Here is a 20,370-nt window from a genome sequence, read left to right as displayed (position 1 = left end):
TCTACCATATGATGTGAAGAATTAAGTTATTAAATGGAAGATATGACCACAAATGATAATAAAAAAGCAAGTTAGACGAATATACTGGATTAAAATATTAGTTTTGGTAAGATGGTAAGAAGGTCTCGTATCCCGGGGTCTTTTTAAAATAAAAAGGAGGAAAACAAGATGATGAAGAGAAACATGCCAATCAACATGGAGAACAAGGCTTGTATAGGGGGTGAAATCTATTATGAACCATAGGACTTCCCGCCATAATTGCAGAGAGAAGCTGGTGAGCCAGCTATTTACATTCGGTGAAGAGAAAAGAACATTTCTCGACGCCTATTTCGACGTGCGTGATCCAGAGCGGATACAATTGGAAAAACAATTGTCGGCATATAAGGAGTATGTGGAAAAACTGCTCCTGGGCCCGGATGAAGATCTGGACTCGGCGGTATTGATCGGCAGTCATATTGATTTTGAATATATCGATTTTCATACATCGGATTCGTTCATGATTGTCATGCCAGAGGATACCAATCCTGATGAGGGGCGTATTTCCTTCCTCTCTCCAGTAGGGAGTCAATTACTGCTTGGCAGTGTAGGGGAAGTTAGGTCTGTTCATACACCATCAGGTTCCATGAGGATACGCATCACGGGGATCGAGCTGAGGAGCGACACCTTAAACGGGGCTGTCTTAGGGGGTGCAGATCATGCACTTTAAAGAGACGGACTTACCAGGGATTGGACGTAAATACTGGCTGCATACCCGTAGTGGTGAGCATTTGGTCATTGTGATTCATAACGACGAGCGACGTGACCTGTTCCATATGGAGTCAGGGGATACACCTGAAGAGGTGGGTGATATGGTATCTCTTGTCACCCTGGACGACGATGAAGCCCGGGCGGTAGCCGCTATTGTTGGTGGTATGACCTATAAACCGAAGTTTCAGGATGAGCGTGAAGTGATGCTTGAAGGGCTGTTAATTGAATGGCTACGGATTGAGCCTCACGCCGCAAGCGTAGGCATGACGATTGGTGAACTAGATATCCGTCAGGCCACGGGCGCCGTAATTCTCGCTGTTGTGACCAAGGATAAGGAGAAGCATTTTAATCCAGGCCCGGATTATGCTTTTACCGCTGGAGCTACAATTGTAGTTGCCGGTGAACGGAATCAGATCAAACATCTCAAACAATTGTTAACTGATGGACGGACTTAGCCTATGGATATGCTCATATTCGAAGTGGGAATTGCCGTTGCGCTGATTACACTTACTGGGCTGATATCTTCACGATTACGATTTTCGGTCATTCCTTTCTATATCCTGATTGGTATGGCTGTTGGACCACATGCACCACAGATTGGCATAGTGGATTTACGTTTTATCGAAAGTTCGACCTTTATTGAATTTATGGGCAGGCTTGGCATTTTGTTTCTGCTATTTTATCTGGGTTTGGAGTTCTCGGTCTCCCGGTTATTAAAGTCTGGCAAAGCCATTCTGACCGGGGGCATGTTCTATGTGGGCCTGAATTTTGTCTCTGGATTGCTGTTGGGGTGGTTCATGGATCTGCCCCTTCAGGAGACACTTGTTGTCTGCGGAATCATGACCAGCTCTTCTACAGCCATTGTAGCTAAAGTGCTCGTTGATCTGAAACGCACGGCAAACCCTGAAACAGAGATTATTATGGGCATGATCATGTTTGATGACTTGTTCATCGCGATTCATATCTCCATCCTGACCGGGCTTGTGCTCAGCGGGGCAACTTCATTCTTAAGTGTTCTGTTAGTATCGCTGTCTGCCCTGCTGTTTATTGTGCTGTTCCTGATTATTGGCAGGAAAAGCATCAAATATATTGATAAGGCACTGAATATCAAGTCATCAGAGTTGTTTCTGCTTACCGTCATGACACTGCTCTTCCTGGTAGCAGGTTTCTCGGAGACGCTGCACGTAGCGGAAGCTATTGGAGCGTTGATGATGGGGCTTGTCTTGGGCGAATCAAGACATGTGAGTCGGATTGAACATCAGATCATGCCTTTCAAAGATTTTTTTGGTGCAATTTTCTTCTTCAGTTTTGGCCTGACCATCGAGCCGGCTTCACTTGGCGGAGCTGTTGGGATGACGATTATTGCCGTTATTCTGACGATTGCCAGTAACTATGGTGCAGGTATGATCGCTGGCAGACTGGCTGGAATGAGCCCTAAGGCCTCGTTGAATGTGGGCTTTACCCTGGTCTCCCGGGGCGAATTCTCCATTATCATGGCGAACATCGGCAAGGCCGGAGGGCTGATGGCATCCATCCAATCGTTTGCCGTGTTGTATGTGTTAATTCTGGCTGTGCTGGGGCCTATCCTGACCAAAGAATCTCCGCGGATTTACGCATCGTATGCGCGGCTAAGGAAGCGGATGAAACGAAGGGAAACGGGTTGAGTCAAACGCTGTCTGTCCTAGGACAGATAGGGTATTCTGACCGTAGTGTTTAATAGGCGCCACACCATTTGGAGAGCGAAATTACTCCGGGGTGTGGCGTTTTTTTATTACGGGGAACCCATCGAATACAGCCTTGTTATTATACCTATTCCACCAAATTATGGTATGTATCCATATCTTGTGCGTGGTCGTGAATGTTCAAGTCCAGAGGCAGGACTATAGATGTGATTTGGTAGAGAGGGATTGAAAATAAGAAGTTATTATGTAAAATAATGTTATATTCAAATCTAGCAGTTGAACGCACTATGTACACGAGAACGAACGAGGAGGAATAGCTCATGAACAAGAAAAGTAGATTTCAACGGTTAAAATGGGCCGGTACAGGGATGTTGCTCAGTCTCGTATTATTTGCTCTGCCTGCATCTGCCGCATGGAACGATACATATCAGGGTTACGCGACGTATACAGGCTCAGGTTACTCGGGAGGTGCAGTGTTGCTTGATCCCATCCCGGCAGACATGAAGATTACTGCACTTAATCCGTTCCAACTCAATTATAACGGTGTCAAAGCCGCTTTAGCGGGAGCCTATCTCGAGGTGCAGGGTCCTAAAGGCAAAACAACCGTCTATGTAACAGACCTCTATCCAGAAGGCGCCAGCGGAGCGCTGGATCTCTCACCGAATGCCTTTAACCTGATCGGTGACCCAAAGGCAGGTAAAATCGATATCAGCTGGAAAGTGGTCAAAGCTCCAATTCAAGGCAACGTCTCCTATCGGATCAAGGAAGGCAGCAGTCAGTGGTGGGCAGCCATTCAGGTTCGTAATCACAAATATCCGGTGCTGAAGTTCGAAGTGAAACAGAAGGATGGCACGTGGCTCAATCTTGAAAAGCAAGACTATAATCATTTCCTCGGAACTGGACTGGGCAAAGAAAAATTAAACGTTCGTATTACCGATATTCGCGGTCAGGTATTAAATGACACGATCCCGGCTCTGCCTAATGATGGGTCAGGTGGTGCCTATATCGTACCGGGCAATGTACAGTTTCCCGATTGACAGATATACGGAGTTGTTATAAAAAGAAGTATGGTCATAGACGTATTCTTAACGAAAAGTCGTACACTGTACGGCTTTTTTTTGTATACAAAAAGAGGAGAATGTAACGTATGAAAAAAAGTTTGCCTTCATATCAGACAACACATCCCTATTGGAAACAGTATCAGGGCTTTTTCCCGGAAGAAGTGAGGTTAGGGGAGCATACAGCTCCTGAGGAAGAATGGTGGGAGTCAAATGGGGTTCATCTGCATATCGATCGCTTGCCTGCGCCGGAGTCTTCAATCAAAATTCTGTTCATTCATGGTGCGGGAGGCAATGGCAGGTTGCTCGCTCCGTATGCCCGCATGTTGCAGCGACATGGATACGAGGTGGTATCGCCAGATCTTCCGCCGTATGGGTTAAGTTACGCAATGTCTGGTACACGTATTAACTACGAACTTTGGATAGAGCTGCTTGTGTCACTCATAGAACGGGAACACAAAAAAGATGGCAAGCCAATCGTTGTATTGGGAAGTAGCATCGGAGGGATGCTTGCCTATCACACCAGTGCACGCAGTAAGCGTGTTAAGGGTTTGATCGCAACTACATTTGTAGACACGAGTAATCAGGAAATGCGTGATCAACTTGCACCGAATCGTCTGGTGAGCCGGGTGGGAAAACGGATGATGGATCTGTTCCCAGGTTTGCTGGATCATGTACGTATTTCGGTCAAACAGGTATCCCGAATGCAACTGATTACTAATAACAAGGACTTAACCCGGCTTATTATGGATGATCCACAAGCGGCAGCTACACGTATTCCGTTGGAATTATTAAGAACATTCCTTAATAAAAAACCGGAGGTAAGCCCGGAACAGTTCAGCCAGTGTCCGGTCCTGTTGGTTCACCCTGAACTGGATCCCATGACACCGATCAGGTTCAGCCAATCTTTTTTTGATCGTCTGGTGGTGGACAAGGAATGTGTGATCTTGGAAGGGGCAGGTCATTTTCCTATAGAGCAGCCAGGACTGAACCAGTTGGAGGTAGCGGTACTACGATTTTTACAACAAATTCAATGATTTAAGATCATGATATTGCTTCAATTACATAATTCTATATCCTACGTACGTAAAACACCTCCCATTAAGGGAGGTGTATTTGAATGTTTTCGATATGAATTGCATTACCGCCAACCTGAATCTGTGTGATTTCATTAGAGCTGTCCAGTGTTAATCTGGCTCGGATCTCAGAGGGGCGGTTCATGGTATAACCTTGTCTGATCGTGTACGTGTGAAGGTGAGGATCTGTAAGCTGGTTGTACTGGGATAAATAACAGAGCATGGCACCATTGGATGTGCCCGTTGCGCTCTCTTCCGGTATATCATAAAGCGGTGCAAAATTACGGCATTCTGCCAGAACGTCCTCAGCATCTGATTCGAGTGTAAACACATGATAACCTACGGCATGATGAGCCTTGCTTATTTCAGTGATACGCTGGAAGTCAGGGTCGATTTTGGTCAGAATATCAACATCTTTAACGGCTATCATGATATCGGGTAGCCCGGTAGACACAATCTGCACAGGTAGCTCGGAATGCAAATCTTCCTTAGAAATACGTAACGAATCGGCAATCTGCTGTCGATCCACGATCTCCCCAAACTCCGGCAACGTCTGAGACAGATAGACTTCTCCATTGACTTCGATATCAACTTTAAGAATTCCGGCCAGTGTCTCCAGTGTATATGTACCAACATTAACGAGCTGCTGTGTCTTCATTAGATAAAATAATGCAATTGTGGCATGTCCACATAGATCAACTTCATCACTTGGGGTGAAATAACGCACTTTGAAATCAGCCTGATCCGACGGCATGACAAACGCAGTCTCTGAAAAACCGACTTGTCTGGCAATCTCCTGCATCTGGGTTTCAGACAAATGCGCTGCTTGTAAAACAACACCTGCGGGGTTTCCGCCATGAGCCTTGTCCGAAAATGCATGTAATGTACTTACTTTTACTTCCATCGTGTTACCCCGCTTGTTCAGTTATTGGGTTAAGATTTAACGTAATCGATAATCGACATTATATCACGATTGTTGAACGGGCTTGTGAATCCCAGATTGCTGTGAATTTTGAATGAATAGGTCAAGTGATCGCCGGGAAAGGGTAATGAAGGGAGAGAGAGTATAACGATAATCAATGGAAAGGCTGGGATTTCTAATGAAAGCAATTGTGATTAAGGAATTTGGTGGAGCGGAACAATTGAAGGAACAAGAAGTAGCCAAGCCAACATGTGGAGTGAATCAGGTATTAATCCAAACGTATGCCACGTCGGTGAATCCGGTAGACTTCAAAATCAGACAAGGTTATATGAAAGAAGCAGCGGAGAATTTTCCGTTGATTCTGGGCGGCGATGTTGCCGGTATTGTGGCTGAAGCAGGCTCAAATGTCACGAGGTTCAGAGAAGGTGATCGGGTATTTGCGCGTCCGCGTCAATTCGGAACCTATGCAGAATATGTTGCTGTTGATGCGGATATTATTGCCCGTATACCGGAGCAACTGAGTTTCGAGGAAGCAGCAGCGATCCCGCTAGCGGCGATGACGGCATGGCAGGCACTTGTGGATCACGGACGTTTAGGCAAAGGGCAGAAGGTACTCATTCATGCTGGTGCAGGTGGTGTGGGAACGTATGCCATTCAGATCGCCAAGTCCCTCGGCGCTGAAGTGGCTTCCACGGCAAGTGAATCAAACGAAGCGTTGCTTCGCTCGTTGGGTGTGGATCATTTTATCAACTATAAAAAAGAAGATTTCTCGGAGATTCTCTCCGGTTATGATGTTGTGCTGGACACCATGGGCGGTGATATTCAGCGCAATAGCTTCAAGGTGTTAAAGTCTGGCGGGCATCTGGTATCCTTAGTGGAACAACCGGATGAGAAGCTTGCCAAGGAAGCCGGAGTAACGGCCAACGTCTTCATGATGGAGCCCAAAGGGGATCAACTGGATCAGCTGGCTGAACTGGCTGCGGAAGGCAAGCTCAAATCGATTATTGATGGAACGTACCCGCTAACTCAACAGGGAGTAAGGGAAGCACATGAGAAGAGTGAAACCCATCATACCCGCGGGAAACTGGTTATTCAGGTGCAATAGAATTCATTAACTCGTAGAAGTATTTGGACTCATGAGTCTGATATAGATTGTACCAGGCCTGTAATGTTTCTGGTGCAAAGACATTCAACAGCTTCAACACATGCATTGTAAATTCTAACGGAGCTATTCCCGATGCAGTAACTAGATTTCCATCGGTTACTGCAGGCTCCGTTACATAATAGGTTTCTCCAGTATAATCTGGGCATATCATCTTCAGGTATTCTAAATCATTGCTTGTATGCTGTCTGGAATCCAGTATCCCTATTTTTGCAAGTGCAACTGTCGCACCGCAAATCGCCGCAATAACCGTACCCTCTTCTATAGAGGCAGCAACTTTGTTCAATAGGGGATCATGGATGGTGTCCATCCAGGTGTTTCCTCCTGGAAGAATGATGAGGTCGTCACCTTTCAATGTACATTCATCAATAGAAATATGAGGAAGGATGTTCAATCCGCCCATGGTAGTTACTGGATGTTTATCCACGCCTACGGTTACGACCTGTAAAGGCTGGATCTCTTTCCTGAAATACCTTCCCGAGTTCAATTCAGCAGTTAGATATCCTATCTCCCAGTCTGCCATCGTATCAAATACATATAGATATACGTTCTTCGTTTGCATCATACATGCTCCTTTTGTTTTCATGATTGAATGGATTACTCTTGTATTATAAATTAACTTCACTGACATCTACGGTCAGTGAAGTTTTTAAATTTGAAAATTAACAGCCCTAAGAACCAATATAGGGACTGCTCCCCAATTGTAGTGGAATAAGATATAATAGGAGAAATTTATTCCATTTTGTGCATGAGGTGATTAGGATGTCCAACGAACTCATTCAAGCCATTCAATTGTTAAAAGAAAAGAAATGGGTGGATCTGACCCATACGTTTGGTCCAGGCTCTCCACATTTTTCAGCTTTTGAGGCAGCACAATTCGATACACTGTTTGATCACGATCAAGGTTTCTTTGCCCAGAGCTTCAAGTTCCCCGGTCAATACGGGACACATCTTGATGCGCCGATCCACTTCGTTCGGGATACCCGGTATCTGGATGAACTAGGTTTGAAGGAGCTTGTATTGCCACTTGTGGTCATTGACCAGTCCGCCGAAGTAGAGAACAATCCGGACTTTACACTGGATGTGGAGCATATTCTTGAATTTGAAAGACAGCATGGCGTGATTGAAGCTGGAAGCTTTGTAGCCTTACGTACCGATTGGAGCAAACGCTGGCCTAACCATGAAACATTTGATAACAAGGATGCGGAGGGCAACAGTCATGCACCTGGATGGTCGGTTCGTGCGCTCATGTTTTTATTTGAGGAAAGAAAAGTGCAAGCCATTGGGCATGAAACCTTTGACACGGATTCAGCCGTGGATTATCAGAAGAATGGAGCACTTCTGGCAGAATATTATGTACTTGCCCAGGATACATACCAGGTCGAGCTGTTAACAAACCTGGATCAGGTGCCGGCTAAAGGCGCGGTAATCTTCAACATTGTACCCAAAGCGGAGAGAGCTTCTGGTTTTCCAGTTCGGTCTTTTGCCATTTTGCCGTAAAACGGGGTAGATCAAAAGCTGAAATAGTTAAATCAGGCACAGAACTCAGAATGATACTCAAGCAGACAGCCGGCTAAATAGTCGGCTGTTTTTCAGCTAAGGGGCAGAATAGTTGAAAAAGGTATTTTAATTTAAACCTCGAATATTTAATGTAATCGGCTAGCTAAAAATTTGATGATAGACAGGAGTTAGATACGATGATATAAGGTTTCGGAGGAGTATTTTGGAGAACTAAGAATCTTGAAGTTATAAAAAAAGGTACAGTCTTTATCGAGAATGACAGTTATTTTCCAACAGAACAACAAGTGATGTTAAATTTCCAAGTACATAATCTAAACGAGACTATGAAGCATCTTGAACAGATTAGTGTACTTCTTGCAAAGAAAAAAGAGATTAGTGAATTTGGAAAGTTTATTTTGAATGAAGTTCCTGAAGGTCGACTGGTCGAGCTTTGGGAGAAATAACGGCATTAATTTTAAGATTAGAACAGGTATTCCATAATTTATATTATATATAAGGGGTAAGTGTATGCAGATTAGAGCTTTTCAAGAGTCCGATAAAGATTTCATTGTAAGTCTGGCTTTACGATTTATGGACTTTGAGCTGATGAGCTGGCGTGATCCAGACAAAATGGAAGAATCACAGCTCAGCCTAGCCCAAGAATCAGTAGACAATCTTTCTCCTGGTACGGAGATTTTTGTGGCGGAAGATGAAACAGGAGAGCTACTGGGTTTCCTTGAAGTACAGCCGCATAAAGATAAATTGAACGATATAGAACAAGGTTATATTGTGGCGATTGCGGTTTCTCCACAAGGAGAAGGAAAAGGGGTCGGCAAGGGACTCATGACCAAAGCAGAAGAGTGGTCAAGGCAAAAAGGCTATCGACAGCTTATACTGAATGTCTTTAACAATAACCTTCGTGCCGTAAATTTCTATAAGCATTTAAATTATGAAATTGAAGTTGTGAAGATGGTAAAAGAGCTATAGAGACCCTTACTTATAAGCTAACGGGAAACGTTAGTTCATAAAGCACGGGGCAGACTGCAGGATGGCAGGCTGCTCTTTTTTCATTTAGCTAACTGGCAAGAGGCAAGTAAGCTTATGAGGAACCAAGTTCAGCTAGGATTTGATTTATTTAGAAGTATAAATGTGTGCTTTGGCAAACTTATGGGTTAAGTCACAACTAATGAATTCTAAATAATTCAAATATGTAAATAGCAAGGGAGGCGTATTCCGCCTCCTTTTTATGTTGTTACTTTTGATCCGAGTGAGGATCTTGATTAAATCTTTGAGAGATTTTTTTCTCTGTTTTCTTACGCCGTATCCAGCGCTTAAGTATGCCTTCTTCTTTGCGTTCTTGCAGTGTTTCCTTCAAACCTTGAATCATAAATTCCGATCTTCGTCTGTCATCCCGACTAATCTCGCGTAATTCCTTAATAAATTTGTCGTCCATATCTGCCTCTCGCTTATTCAGGATAATTTCATTATACCGAACGTACGTTCTTTTATCAAGTTTTTCCATTATGAATGATTTTCGAGATCTATATAGTGAAAAGAAGCACAGGAACAATACGAGGCATGTGTGAGAATGGTACTAAAGGGTTTGAGCATAATCGTCCATATATGAGGTTGAGTAACGAGAGAACGGAAGGAGCCATTCATGATGAAGCAGCGTATAGGCAGATCGTGGTTACTTATGTTGATGCATGGAATGCTGGGGATTGGGGCGATTGTTGGAGGCGGCATTTTAATCATAGACCCATCCGGAAGTATGGTGAATTTGCCCGCATCTTTGTTGGGGAATTCCCCGTTTTCCAGTTTTTTGTTCCCGGGGATCATCTTATTGCTGGTTCTTGGCGTGATGCCTACAATGATTGCTATTTCGCTCATCCGCTACGTTCATTGGGGGCTGGGTGAGAGACTGAATCTCTATCCTGACCGCTATTGGGCTTGGACTTTTTCGTTGTATACGGGGTTTGCTCTCATCATCTGGATTATGGTGCAGGTGTACTGGATTCAGGATGTCTCTATCATTCACTTGGTCTATTTTGCATGGGGAGTGGGTATTCAAGTTGTGACCTTATTGCCCGGGGTACAACGAATATATTCAAAATAAACTGCTTGTATATTGAACAAACGGCTGCCGAAAGAATCGTTGAATGATTCTTTCGGCAGTTATTTTTTATGGGCATCGAGATAATACGCGTTGTTGTAGTCTTGTTGTCCACATGTTCCTTGGACTGAAAAGGGCTCGGATAAATCTAAATCATATTGACAAAGAACTATTATCCTCGCATACTTACGTAATATACTTTATAAAGTTTGTTTATTAACTAGAGGAATAGTCACATGTGGTAAGTATCGCAAAATCATAATCCGCATGAAACAGGGAGGTAAGTATGGATGGTCTACGTTATTATGGCAGTTATAATATGGGCAGGTACCTATGCAAGTATGGTCTTGTCAAAGCAACCGATTGAAGTGAAGCCTGTGAAATCGATGGATGATTTGTTTGAGTGAACAAAGTAGTTCGGCCGATTTCGATCCTTTTCCAGCACGATGGAACTCATGTGTTCGAGTAAGGCATTATGTTATGATATGGTGTGAATGACATCCATACCATTGCTTTGGCTCAATTGAACCAGAGTAGAAACGAGAGGGTTATGAAAAAAGCCAACGCTACAATGATGAAATACATCAATTTGAATAATGTGCGTGAAGTCATGCAGCAGATTGAGACGGCGACCAAACCGCAATTAGCTTTATTAACCAATCTTAGTGTTGTTACCATTAATGCGCTGATTCAGGAATTATGTGATGGCGGAGAGTTGTTCCAGGATAAAGTGGTTCCCTCTAACGGCGGTCGTCCTGCTCAGGCATATCGATATAATTATAACTTCAAGCTTGCTTTGGTTCTTTACATCAAAGAGATGAAAGGCCAGGAGTTGATTTCGGCGACGGTCATGAATCTGGAGAATAAGGTTGTGTTGAAGGAAGAGCGCATCTTGCCTGCTTTTGATAAACAGCATATGCTGCAACTTATCGCGCGTTTCATTAAGGAATATCCCTCCATTGATATGATCGGCATCGGTATTCCGGGGCAAGCGGTGGATGGGGACATCACGGTGAGCAGTCATGAAGAGCTTATCCATTCACATCTGATACGGGAGATCGAGAGCGAGTTTCAATTGAACGTTCTCGTGGAGAATGATGTTAATGCAGCGATTAGCGGATACTGCACACAGCATGCGGATATGAAGGAACGGAGTGTAGCGGGAATTTATTTTCCGAACCGATACCCGCCGGGTATGGGCATGATGTTGAATGGACAGATGATCCGTGGGAAAAACGGGATGTTTGGTGAGATCAAGTATCTTCCTTATTCACCTGATTGGAAACGTGACATGAGCAAAGATGATTTTGTAGTGCAGGTATGTCATATCTTGCAAACGATTAATGCCGTCGTTGCCCCGCACCAGATTGTCATTTATCAGGAACGGGTGGAGAGAGAAGAGCTGGATTTGGCGTGGAAGCAGTACGGGAAGGATCACCCCATGCCGTCATTGCCCGAGATTGTACATCAGGATTCGTTCCAACATGATTTTGATGCTGGGTTACGAGGAATGGTGCTTCAGGCGTTGAAGTCAGGCATTTTATCAGAAGCCTTATAACCCACAGTTCATGTCTGTGGCTTTTATTTTATAAGCTACTCTTGTAGAGGAGGATTTATGATGCGTGAAGAAGAGAGAATCATGAAGGGCGTGTTGTTCAGTCCAAGTGATCCCGAATTAAAGGTCATCAAAAGGCGGGCCCATAATCTCAGTCAGCGTTACAGTCAGACCTTTGAAGAACAGACTGAGGAAAGGAATCAGATATTGCAACAGCTACTGGGAGAGATTGGAGAAGGCGGATTCATGCAAGGCCCCATCTTCTTTCATTATGGTGTGCATACCCGGATAGGCGAGCATTTCTTCGGTAATTACAATCTGACGGTACAAGACGACGCACAAGTGACGATCGGAGACTATACCAGTTTTGGACCCAATGTCACGATTGTTACCCCCATTCACCCCATGATTGCCAGCGAGCGGAGACAGATGGTGGACCAGAACGGTGATGTGAAGTCGCTATGTTATGCCAAACCGGTCACGATTGGTAACGATGTATGGATCTCGGCAAACGTCACAGTGTGCGGGGGCGTAACGATTGGAGACGGCTGTGTCATTGGAGCAGGTAGCGTGGTGACTCGTGATATTCCACCGCATTCTTTTGCAGCAGGCGTACCGTGCAAAGTTATTCGTAAAATTACTGATGCGGACAGCATGCGAAACTACCCCGATGTTCTGGCAGATTGCCGTGTGCTGGAAGAATAAAAAAGGCTGCCATCAGGATCAAATAGATGATCCTGGTGACAACCTTTTTTTTGTTATGCGTTTACTTGGAGGCGTTGTAGTTACTCAAGAATTCTTTTACTTTTGCAGGATCAGCTTTCAATTCATTCCCGGTCTGAACGAGCGGGCTTACTGTAGAGTATGCTTTGAGTTTGTTGTTCTTGTAGAAGCTCAAAATCTCATCCTGATTAATGGAGTACAGCACGGCTTTTCTCAGGTCACTGCTCTTGGCAACTTCACGATTGGCCGTATTAAACAACAGATAGGAGACAGCGTTACTTGGCAGACTTTGCAGTTTCAGTTTGCTGTCATTTTCGATGATGTCATACTTGGTTTCAGGTACACCGTAGTATAAGTGAATTTCACTGCTGCGAAGAGCAGAGAGGGCACTGTCTGCATCCGCGATGAATCGGACGTTAACCTGAGCAATTTTTGGCTCATCTTTCGTGCCTTTACGGTAGGCCGGATTTTTTAAGAATACACCTTCATAGTCATTTTTATAAGACAAAATATAAGGTCCGCTAGTATAAAGGGTGTTATTGTATGCTGCGCCTTCAGTCACCGTGTTCTGATCACCGTAAGGAATATCTTTGTTGACGTCAAAGGAAGCTACATCATATGTGTTGATGCTCTCCACCTGTTTTTTGGACACGATACCCGCAGATTGGTGAGCTAGGTAGTTCAGAACTTGCGGGAAAGGTTCAGTTGTGGTCAGTTTAACGACCTGATATTTACCTGCGCTATTATCTGCTTTGGTTTTGTCCGTCACGAGTTCTGTAATTTTGCTGCCCAATCCTTGTTCCAATGCTTCGAGGATTGTGCCATTACCACTGGATTGTTTGATGGATTGTAATGCACTCAGATCCGTTACAACCTCAGCTTCTTTGATGTGTTCATGCAGACTGTACGTCCGGTGATCCGGAACGGAATCTTTATTTTTAGCACGATCCAGGGAGAAGATCACATCATCTGCACCGACACGTTCTCCTGTATCTACGGCTTTTTTGTTATCAATCTTCGCAAAGTTGATATCGTCTCTGAGAATGAAGTAGTAGTCCGAATTACCTTCAGCAATACTGAAATTATGGGACAGTGATCCATCTGCTGTCAGCTGATCGTCATCCGTCAAGTTAACGAGACGTACATACATATTGGTGTTCAACTGGTTGATGGAGCCGTCGTTTCCTTTGATTGGATCAAGGGAAGTCAGTACGGATGCACTTTGCGTCAGAATCAACGGATCTTTGGCATTTTTGGAGCTGTCCTTGAACTCAATCGGTTCCCAAGCCATGGCGCGGGATTTGGAGAGACGAACGGTGTCGACATTCAGAATGTCTTGGTTCACAGCCTGACTTTTCAGGGAAATGTACAAAGGAGCGATATACGCCTGATCCGTTACCAAGCGATCTTCCAATTGTTTGTACGTGTCTTTGTACTCATCTGGAGTTTGAGTAGCTGCCTGATCGATGAGCTTATCAAGTTCCCCATCGGCAAGGATACTGTAATCTCCACCTGTTTTGAAAAGGGAGCGCACCGCATAATCGGGATTTCCCGTTACCGTTGTCCAGCTGGACAAGGCAATGTCATAATTCCCTGCATCCTGCTGGGATTTGAAGCTGCCGTAATCCGGCTGAAGGTTCAGCTTCACATTGAAGCCGTTTTTAGTCAGCTGGTCGCGCACAATGTTTACATCATTTTCGGAAGAACTCATGGCGAGCAGTTCAATGTCTGCCGGTTTTTGTGCAGTTTCTGTTGTATCCGCTGGTGTGGTCTCCGCCTGGGATTCGGTTTTCGTTTTTACACTGCAGCCGGAAATCACAATGACGAGAATTAATAGTAATGAGATCAGTGTACGTTTTTTCATGGGATTACCCTCCATATCTTGAATGTGTGATGTGTGAATTTTTTTTCTATATCATTCATTTCAATAACGAATCAGTTATGCCTTTTCCAGCTTGGGATCAAGCGCATCACGCAGACCGTCACCGAGAAAGTTAAACGAAAGAACCAGCAGAATAATAGCCAAGCCTGGATAAATTGCCAGATAAGAGTGGGTCTCCAGGTATGTACTGCCGAGCTTCAGAATGTTACCCCATTCCGGAATATGCGGCTCCACGCCGAGTCCCAGATAACTCAAACTGCTGGTAGCAATAACCGCTCCACCAATCGTGAGTGTGGACTTGATAATCATGGGCGCAAGGGAGTTGGGAATAATGTGTTTGAAAATAATCGTACGATTGTTGTATCCCAGTGCACGTGCAGCTTCCACAAATTCAAAAGTAGATACATAGAGCACACTGGCTCTCATGGTACGGGCGTAAGTTGGGATCGAACCCAGACTCAGCGCCAGAATGAGATTGATCGTATTGGCTCCAAACGCTGCAATAATGGCAATGGCAAGCAGAATTCCCGGAATCGCATAGAGAATATCGAGCAGCCGCATAATGATGTTATCCGTATGCCTTCCGTAGAAGCCGGAGAATGCTCCGAGGACTCCACCGATCAACACAGGAATGATGGTCGACATGCATCCTACGATCAAGGAGATCCGGGCACCGAATACAATCCGGGAAAATAAACATCGTCCGAAGTCGTCCGTTCCCAAGGGATACGCAAGGGAAGGCGGTTGGAGCAGCGCCGAGTAGTTATTTTCCACAGCCATGCTGTAGTCAAAGGTCAAAAAGCTGCAAATCGATATCGAGAACAGAAAAATGATAAAAAACAAACCGGACATGGCAGTCATATTTGGAGCAAGTCGCTCCCACAGATCATTCCAGAAGTTTGATTTTTGTTTCCCCTGTCTGCGAATGCGCCCAATAATGGAGATGCCGAGCAATAGAGCAAATACATTGCCTGTGATCGAGGTCAGAATCAGTACTACACTGACACCGATCATCCAGCGAGGGAGGATAGAAGTCGCGTTATATCGGGATACGATAATCAGTACGACCAGGTCGATGACCAGAATAAATATGAGCACCGCCATGGCTGGCAAAAAGTTATCAGCCACATAAGGTTTGAAAACATTTAACGCAGATACACCGATGACGAACAGCTGGGTTAACAGCATATATACCGCAAAGGTGTACTCCACATTCCTGGCTTTTCGAATCAGATGAAAGGCTGCCGTTACGATAAATATATTGCCAGAAATGATGGCAAGTAGCTGAACCCAGGCTAACCTGCGGGTCAAAGTAGAGATCGTACCCGTACGGATCAAGTCTTTTCGAATCCGAAGGGTGATGACACTTTGGACCAGTGTGAAGAATACATAGATACCAAGTATCGTTAGCAGAAATGGTTTGAACGTCTGCCCGTTCCAGTCATAACTGTTGAACAGCAACAGGGCAGTCAAGAGAAGGGACGTGATCCAAGCGAAGCTTGCCTGACTGTATTCTCGAGAAGACTTAAGCCGGAAACGCATTTCTTGTGTTAAGGACGAGTTTGTCATAATACACCTGCTTTAAGAGGTAGTTCAACACACACTTTAATATTGTTTCATCTTGGAGCGCACTCTTGGATCAATAAAAGCGTACAGCAGATCAACCGCTACATTGATAATGGAGATCGTAATTGCTGTGTAGATTACTCCGCCCATGATACTCGGAATATCGGGGATGAATTGTTTATCCACAATATAGCTGCCGAGACCGCTGATATTAAACACTTTCTCCGTCACTGCTGCCCCGCCAAGCATGGCTCCGAATTGAAGTCCAACCACAGTTACGATTGGAATCAATGCATTACGTACAGCGTGTTTCAGCATGACCTGACGTTCGCTTAACCCCTTGGCGCGGGCGGTCATCACATAATCCTCATGAATGACTTCCAGTGTAGAAGACCGGGTCATCCGTGCCACCGCAGCCGTAAGTCCTGTGCCCAGCACAATGGTTGGCATAATGATCGACAGCCAGTTCTGCGGGTTGAAGGTAGCGGGAAGCCACTGTAATTTGATCGAAAAGTTCAGAATGAAAATAAGTCCTTGCCAGAAATTCGGGATCGATAATCCAATCAGAGCGATGAACATAAACGTATAATCGAACCATGAATTAGGCTTAATCGCTGAGATGATACCGATGGGCAATGCGATGACGAGTGCTAGCAGCAGGGAGATAACCGCCAGCGTCAATGTAATTGGAAACTTCCTTGCAATCGTTGCTGTTACGTCTTCATTTCCTGCAAAAGACTTGCCAAGATCGAAGAGAGCAACTCCCTTAATATTGTTCCAGAGCTGTGTGAGATAAGGCTGATCCAAGCCATACACCTGATTGAATGCTGCAATCTGTTCCTGCGTTGCTGTCTCTCCGAGAATGTTAGCTGCCGGGTTGAACGGAGACATATACAAAATCGTAAATACGAGTGTGGCTACGCCCAGAATGACAAATACCGTCATCAGTATTCTTTCAAATATGTACTTTAGATAAGGATTTCCATACAAAAAGAGGATGCCATACATCAGACAGCCAGGAATAATGGATATCGCGAAAAACCACGGTTTGTCGATAAGGGTGTGGAATGTATCGGCCATCGTAAGACGTTGACTTCCCTGTTCCTGAAGTATGCGAGAAGTCCGCTCCTTCAACTCTTTCTGAACCGTTTCTTCCAACCATTCCTCGGTCTGACGTCTGAATTCTTCCTCACTGACCTGCTGCTGGAAAAAACGATGTTTGCGTCGCAGCTGTTCTTCGACTTCCAACTTCATCTTGTTCCGATAGGAAGAAGCGAGCAGTTCTTGCTCAGCCGTCTGCATGGCAGCTACCCAGCCGTCATTTTTTCGATTCGAACGCCATATTAGAAACACGACCAGATTGATCGGTAATCCAAGAATGAACAGAACATATCGGTAGGAAGGATGAAGCAGCATTTTGCCATAAATAAAACTTAAATTGTGCACCAACCGCGAGAGTCTGCTGCTTTCTGCAAGATTCAAACCAAGCGTGCCTCCTTTCATTCAGGTTTAAATTGCATTATTCCGATTGATATAGTATATATTATTTAGGGTCTAAACAATTGTCAAGGAATTAAATGGTATACATATGAGATAAGTGAATGTGAAATACGGATGAGAGCTGGTGATAACATGGAACCTTTATTGAAAGTTAATGATCTATCGGTCTCTTTTCATTCTGGAGAGAGTGAGTTTCATGCAGTACGAGAGGTAAGTTTTGAAGTGCGCAAAGGAGAGACACTAGGCATTGTAGGCGAATCGGGCAGTGGCAAGAGTGTAACCGCACGTTCCATTATGAGGCTGCTTGCATCGCCGCCTTCACAGATGAAAAATGGAGAGATTCTGTTCAAAGGGGTCGATCTGGCGAATAAAACGCAGAAAGAGATGGAGAGCATTCGTGGGCGTGATATGGGCATGATCTTTCAAGACCCGATGAGTTCTCTTAATCCGACCATTAAAGTAGGGAAACAGATCTCCGAGAGTCTGATCAAACACCAGAAGGTATCCAAAAGGGAAGCCAAGAAACAGGCGATTGCCATGATGGAGCGGGTGGGGATAACTCGCAGTGAAATACGCTACAACCAATATCCACACGAATTCTCCGGAGGCATGCGTCAGCGGGTCATGATTGGTATTGCACTTGCTTGTCGTCCTGAATTGCTCATTGCCGATGAGCCGACAACCGCACTGGACGTTACAATTCAAGCTCAGATTCTGAATTTGATGAAAGATATGCAGGACCAACTGGGCACATCGATTATCCTGATCACGCATGATTTGGGCGTAGTAGCAGGCATGTGTGATCGGGTTGTTGTTATGAAAGAAGGACAGATTGTGGAAACTGGGACAACAACAGAGATTTTTGCTAATCCCAAACACCCGTATACCATCAGACTTCTGAATGCATTACCACGTTTGGATCAGAAGAAAAAGCCCAAACCGGTATCGTTGGTCCCGAGAGATTTGGAGGATGATCAGCCGTTGCTTGAGGTGAAATCACTCAGACAACATTTTAATCTGGGGAAAGGCAATACCTTAAAGGCCGTGAATGATATTAGCTTTCATATTCGTCAAGGAGAGACGCTTGGGGTTGTAGGGGAATCCGGTAGCGGAAAATCAACCACGGGCCGTGCGATTCTGCGATTGCATGAGCCAACAGGTGGAGATGTACTGTTTAAAGGAGTCCCGCTCAATCGCTTGTCGGCTTCGGAGATGAAAACGATGCGCAGACATATGCAGATTATTTTCCAGGACCCTTATGCATCTCTGAATCCCAAAATGAGGATTATGGATATCATTGGAGAAGCCCTTGATATTCATCAACTTGCAGGTACAGCATCTCAGCGGGAGAAGCGGGTAGAGGAACTACTGGAGATGGTGGGTCTTGATCCTACCCATGCGCAGCGTTATCCACATGAATTCTCGGGTGGACAGAGACAGCGGATCGGTATTGCACGAGCTCTGGCTGTGGAACCTGAATTCATCGTATGTGATGAGCCGTTGTCTGCACTGGATGTGTCGATACAGGCTCAAATCGTACAATTGCTTGAAGAGTTGCAGCAGCGACTCGGATTGACGTATCTCTTCATCGCGCATGACTTGTCCATGGTTAAACATATCAGTGACCGAGTGGCTGTGATGTATAATGGGAAAATTGTGGAGCTTGCAAAGAGTGAAGAACTCTATTCCAACCCGCAACATGCCTACACCAAGGCTTTGCTATCTGCTATTCCCGTGCCTGATCCGGCGGTAGAAGCGAAGAAAAAGAGACATGTTGTGAAAGAAACAACAAGAGAGAATGTTGAAGTAGAGGACCGTTATAATCTCGAACATTCCAAGTGGGTAGAAGTCACGGAAGGGCACTGGGTAGCCATATCTAGTTAGATAGTGAAATATATAGTCTGTTTCAACGACAAAAGAACCCCGACGATGATCTCCACAGATCGTTATCGGGGTTTAGTTATATGTTCTTCGTATAATGGCAGTAATCAAAAGCGATTATTTGAATTGAACCGATTTCTTGATGGTATCAATCTCGGCTTTGGTCTTATCATCCACGTAAGTGAATATGAAGTTGAAAGCATATCCTTCAATAATTGTACTATAGTAATCTTGAGTAACGGTTGAACCGTCACCTGGATCCATCGTGATTTGCATCAGATCCATCTCTTTACCACCGATGGTTTCCGTTGTCATTTCCTTATAATCGTAAGGGAACTGGCTATCCACCATGAATTTTTTGGTTGCTTCCAGGTAGTCTTTACCTGTACGGATGCCTTGCAACAAGCTTACTTTCTCAGCAATGGCCATAGCGGAAGGGCCAACTTGACCTCCGTCCAATGGGTACTTTGAAGCCATAAGCAGATTCAATGTTTTGGTCTGAGACAGTTCAATTTGTTTTTTCTTCGTTTCATCATCACCAGCAATCGCTTCGGATGAAGCACTTGTCAGCTCATTCATGCCTGCAGCATCCTGGAACTCCCATGCTTCCGGGAATTTCAGAGATACGCCAAAATAGTCATTGGTGTAAGAACCTTTTTCCGTAGTCCCCAGCTCAACGTCTTGGGAATTATCAGTTTCTTTGGGCTCTTCGCTTGCTGGTTCTGTGTTCTCTGTTTCTTCTGTATTCGCTGTATCAGAATCAGTACCAGTCGTTGTTTCTGTCGGGGTAGTCTCTTCTGTTTCGGCTGTGTTATCTGCTTTGTCACCGCAAGCGGCTGCAACCAGCATAATCATAATGAGCATGGCGAATAAAGAAGCTTTTTTTGGAATTGTCATATTACCCTCCTGAAATGTGTGTGTTTGTTTCTCTCTCTACATGTTGCCTGCTTCCTAAATTGTAGCACAAACGTTCTCATATACTACCTATAGGAATCTATAGGGG

General features: G+C 44.7%; 20 protein-coding genes. 13 read left to right on the top strand and 7 right to left on the bottom strand.

Annotation, left to right across the window (positions count from 1 at the left end; translation table 11 throughout):
* The first annotated feature begins 232 nt into the window (after nucleotides 1–232).
* The 5 genes from EL84_RS32680 (at nucleotide 233) to EL84_RS28660 (ending at nucleotide 4,524) form a co-directional block, all read left to right on the top strand.
* Nucleotides 233–706: a GreA/GreB family elongation factor gene (locus EL84_RS32680; protein ID WP_053061638.1), complete on the top strand. Its 474-nt coding sequence runs from the start codon at nucleotides 233–235 to the stop codon at nucleotides 704–706.
* Nucleotides 696–1,202 (top strand): cation:proton antiporter regulatory subunit, encoded by a 507-nt coding sequence (locus EL84_RS28675; RefSeq protein WP_036617317.1) that lies wholly within the window; start codon nucleotides 696–698, stop codon nucleotides 1,200–1,202. The genes EL84_RS32680 and EL84_RS28675 overlap by 11 nt, the downstream gene beginning before the upstream one ends.
* A gap of 3 nt (nucleotides 1,203–1,205) precedes the next feature.
* Nucleotides 1,206–2,411: a cation:proton antiporter gene (locus EL84_RS28670; protein ID WP_047843919.1), complete on the top strand. Its 1,206-nt coding sequence runs from the start codon at nucleotides 1,206–1,208 to the stop codon at nucleotides 2,409–2,411.
* A gap of 338 nt (nucleotides 2,412–2,749) precedes the next feature.
* On the top strand, nucleotides 2,750–3,466 hold the full coding sequence (locus tag EL84_RS28665; RefSeq protein ID WP_036668609.1) for an expansin EXLX1 family cellulose-binding protein: 717 nt from the start codon (nucleotides 2,750–2,752) through the stop codon (nucleotides 3,464–3,466).
* Nucleotides 3,467–3,576: 110 nt separating this feature from the next.
* Nucleotides 3,577–4,524 carry an alpha/beta hydrolase gene (locus EL84_RS28660; RefSeq protein WP_047843918.1) on the top strand — a complete coding sequence of 316 codons (948 nt, stop codon included), beginning with the start codon at nucleotides 3,577–3,579 and terminating at the stop codon, nucleotides 4,522–4,524.
* Nucleotides 4,525–4,588: 64 nt separating this feature from the next.
* Here the strand turns inward: EL84_RS28660 and EL84_RS28655 are convergent, their stop codons facing one another.
* Nucleotides 4,589–5,467: a PhzF family phenazine biosynthesis protein gene (locus EL84_RS28655; RefSeq protein ID WP_047843917.1), complete on the bottom strand. Its 879-nt coding sequence runs from the start codon at nucleotides 5,465–5,467 to the stop codon at nucleotides 4,589–4,591.
* Between the two features lie 196 nt (nucleotides 5,468–5,663).
* Here EL84_RS28655 and EL84_RS28650 point away from each other — a divergent pair, with 196 nt between their 5' ends.
* The gene (locus EL84_RS28650; RefSeq protein ID WP_047844465.1) at nucleotides 5,664–6,590 is read left to right on the top strand and encodes an NADP-dependent oxidoreductase; all 927 of its coding nucleotides are present in this window, start codon (nucleotides 5,664–5,666) and stop codon (nucleotides 6,588–6,590) included.
* Here the strand turns inward: EL84_RS28650 and EL84_RS28645 are convergent.
* On the bottom strand, nucleotides 6,574–7,209 hold the full coding sequence (locus tag EL84_RS28645) for a type 1 glutamine amidotransferase family protein (protein WP_047843916.1): 636 nt from the start codon (nucleotides 7,207–7,209) through the stop codon (nucleotides 6,574–6,576). The two genes, EL84_RS28650 and EL84_RS28645, sit on opposite strands and share 17 nt — an antisense overlap.
* A gap of 200 nt (nucleotides 7,210–7,409) precedes the next feature.
* Between EL84_RS28645 and EL84_RS28640 the strand changes: the two genes are divergently transcribed.
* The 3 genes from EL84_RS28640 (at nucleotide 7,410) to EL84_RS28630 (ending at nucleotide 9,134) form a co-directional block, all read left to right on the top strand.
* Nucleotides 7,410–8,147 (top strand): cyclase family protein, encoded by a 738-nt coding sequence (locus EL84_RS28640; protein ID WP_047843915.1) that lies wholly within the window; start codon nucleotides 7,410–7,412, stop codon nucleotides 8,145–8,147.
* A gap of 248 nt (nucleotides 8,148–8,395) precedes the next feature.
* On the top strand, nucleotides 8,396–8,611 hold the full coding sequence (locus EL84_RS28635) for a hypothetical protein (RefSeq protein WP_051447475.1): 216 nt from the start codon (nucleotides 8,396–8,398) through the stop codon (nucleotides 8,609–8,611).
* A gap of 64 nt (nucleotides 8,612–8,675) precedes the next feature.
* The gene (locus EL84_RS28630) at nucleotides 8,676–9,134 is read left to right on the top strand and encodes a GNAT family N-acetyltransferase (RefSeq protein ID WP_047843914.1); all 459 of its coding nucleotides are present in this window, start codon (nucleotides 8,676–8,678) and stop codon (nucleotides 9,132–9,134) included.
* Nucleotides 9,135–9,399: 265 nt separating this feature from the next.
* Here EL84_RS28630 and EL84_RS28625 read toward each other — a convergent pair whose 3' ends face one another.
* A complete protein-coding gene (locus EL84_RS28625; protein WP_026080945.1) occupies nucleotides 9,400–9,600 on the bottom strand; it encodes a hypothetical protein in 201 nt (66 codons plus the stop codon).
* A 207-nt stretch (nucleotides 9,601–9,807) separates the two neighbouring features.
* Here EL84_RS28625 and EL84_RS28620 point away from each other — a divergent pair, with 207 nt between their 5' ends.
* From EL84_RS28620 to EL84_RS28610, 3 genes are all read left to right on the top strand, one after another.
* Entirely contained in the window at nucleotides 9,808–10,263 is a 456-nt protein-coding gene (locus EL84_RS28620) for a hypothetical protein (RefSeq protein ID WP_143760394.1), read from the top strand.
* Nucleotides 10,264–10,810: 547 nt separating this feature from the next.
* Nucleotides 10,811–11,818 carry an ROK family protein gene (locus tag EL84_RS28615; protein ID WP_047843912.1) on the top strand — a complete coding sequence of 336 codons (1,008 nt, stop codon included), beginning with the start codon at nucleotides 10,811–10,813 and terminating at the stop codon, nucleotides 11,816–11,818.
* 57 nt (nucleotides 11,819–11,875) lie between these two features.
* Nucleotides 11,876–12,520 carry a sugar O-acetyltransferase gene (locus EL84_RS28610; protein ID WP_235431602.1) on the top strand — a complete coding sequence of 215 codons (645 nt, stop codon included), beginning with the start codon at nucleotides 11,876–11,878 and terminating at the stop codon, nucleotides 12,518–12,520.
* A 61-nt stretch (nucleotides 12,521–12,581) separates the two neighbouring features.
* Here EL84_RS28610 and EL84_RS28605 read toward each other — a convergent pair whose 3' ends face one another.
* The 3 genes from EL84_RS28605 to EL84_RS28595 all read right to left on the bottom strand — a co-directional run bounded on the left by EL84_RS28605 (nucleotide 12,582) and on the right by EL84_RS28595 (nucleotide 17,468).
* On the bottom strand, nucleotides 12,582–14,402 hold the full coding sequence (locus EL84_RS28605) for an ABC transporter substrate-binding protein (protein ID WP_047843910.1): 1,821 nt from the start codon (nucleotides 14,400–14,402) through the stop codon (nucleotides 12,582–12,584).
* Between the two features lie 75 nt (nucleotides 14,403–14,477).
* On the bottom strand, nucleotides 14,478–15,989 hold the full coding sequence (locus tag EL84_RS28600; protein WP_047843909.1) for an ABC transporter permease: 1,512 nt from the start codon (nucleotides 15,987–15,989) through the stop codon (nucleotides 14,478–14,480).
* Nucleotides 15,990–16,025: 36 nt separating this feature from the next.
* On the bottom strand, nucleotides 16,026–17,468 hold the full coding sequence (locus EL84_RS28595; RefSeq protein WP_235431601.1) for an ABC transporter permease subunit: 1,443 nt from the start codon (nucleotides 17,466–17,468) through the stop codon (nucleotides 16,026–16,028).
* Nucleotides 17,469–17,618: 150 nt separating this feature from the next.
* Here EL84_RS28595 and EL84_RS28590 point away from each other — a divergent pair, with 150 nt between their 5' ends.
* The gene (locus tag EL84_RS28590) at nucleotides 17,619–19,370 is read left to right on the top strand and encodes an ABC transporter ATP-binding protein (protein WP_047843907.1); all 1,752 of its coding nucleotides are present in this window, start codon (nucleotides 17,619–17,621) and stop codon (nucleotides 19,368–19,370) included.
* 114 nt (nucleotides 19,371–19,484) lie between these two features.
* Here EL84_RS28590 and EL84_RS28585 read toward each other — a convergent pair whose 3' ends face one another.
* Nucleotides 19,485–20,264, bottom strand: a complete 780-nt coding sequence (locus tag EL84_RS28585) for a hypothetical protein (RefSeq protein WP_047843906.1) — start codon at nucleotides 20,262–20,264, stop codon at nucleotides 19,485–19,487.
* Between the last annotated feature and the right edge of the window lie 106 nt (nucleotides 20,265–20,370).

This window comes from Paenibacillus sp. VT-400 (assembly GCF_001029205.1).
GTDB classification, from domain to species: Bacteria; Bacillota; Bacilli; order Paenibacillales; family Paenibacillaceae; genus Paenibacillus; species Paenibacillus amylolyticus.
This window is presented reverse-complemented; position numbering and strand designations above follow the sequence as displayed.

Excerpts from the sequence above, each read along its gene's own strand:
- EL84_RS28650 (WP_047844465.1), top strand. The coding sequence starts at position 5,664 with ATGAAAGCAATTGTGATTAAGGAATTTGGTGGAGCGGAACAATTGAAG.
- EL84_RS28645 (WP_047843916.1), bottom strand. The coding sequence starts at position 7,209 with ATGCAAACGAAGAACGTATATCTATATGTATTTGATACGATGGCAGAC.
- EL84_RS28665 (WP_036668609.1), top strand. The coding sequence starts at position 2,750 with ATGAACAAGAAAAGTAGATTTCAACGGTTAAAATGGGCCGGTACAGGG.
- EL84_RS28640 (WP_047843915.1), top strand. The coding sequence starts at position 7,410 with ATGTCCAACGAACTCATTCAAGCCATTCAATTGTTAAAAGAAAAGAAA.
- EL84_RS28670 (WP_047843919.1), top strand. The coding sequence starts at position 1,206 with ATGGATATGCTCATATTCGAAGTGGGAATTGCCGTTGCGCTGATTACA.
- EL84_RS28605 (WP_047843910.1), bottom strand. The coding sequence starts at position 14,402 with ATGAAAAAACGTACACTGATCTCATTACTATTAATTCTCGTCATTGTG.
- EL84_RS28585 (WP_047843906.1), bottom strand. The coding sequence starts at position 20,264 with ATGACAATTCCAAAAAAAGCTTCTTTATTCGCCATGCTCATTATGATT.
- EL84_RS28655 (WP_047843917.1), bottom strand. The coding sequence starts at position 5,467 with ATGGAAGTAAAAGTAAGTACATTACATGCATTTTCGGACAAGGCTCAT.
- EL84_RS28590 (WP_047843907.1), top strand. The coding sequence starts at position 17,619 with ATGGAACCTTTATTGAAAGTTAATGATCTATCGGTCTCTTTTCATTCT.
- EL84_RS28615 (WP_047843912.1), top strand. The coding sequence starts at position 10,811 with ATGAAAAAAGCCAACGCTACAATGATGAAATACATCAATTTGAATAAT.
- EL84_RS28675 (WP_036617317.1), top strand. The coding sequence starts at position 696 with ATGCACTTTAAAGAGACGGACTTACCAGGGATTGGACGTAAATACTGG.
- EL84_RS28625 (WP_026080945.1), bottom strand. The coding sequence starts at position 9,600 with ATGGACGACAAATTTATTAAGGAATTACGCGAGATTAGTCGGGATGAC.
- EL84_RS28630 (WP_047843914.1), top strand. The coding sequence starts at position 8,676 with ATGCAGATTAGAGCTTTTCAAGAGTCCGATAAAGATTTCATTGTAAGT.
- EL84_RS28600 (WP_047843909.1), bottom strand. The coding sequence starts at position 15,989 with ATGACAAACTCGTCCTTAACACAAGAAATGCGTTTCCGGCTTAAGTCT.
- EL84_RS28610 (WP_235431602.1), top strand. The coding sequence starts at position 11,876 with ATGATGCGTGAAGAAGAGAGAATCATGAAGGGCGTGTTGTTCAGTCCA.
- EL84_RS28660 (WP_047843918.1), top strand. The coding sequence starts at position 3,577 with ATGAAAAAAAGTTTGCCTTCATATCAGACAACACATCCCTATTGGAAA.
- EL84_RS28620 (WP_143760394.1), top strand. The coding sequence starts at position 9,808 with ATGATGAAGCAGCGTATAGGCAGATCGTGGTTACTTATGTTGATGCAT.
- EL84_RS32680 (WP_053061638.1), top strand. The coding sequence starts at position 233 with ATGAACCATAGGACTTCCCGCCATAATTGCAGAGAGAAGCTGGTGAGC.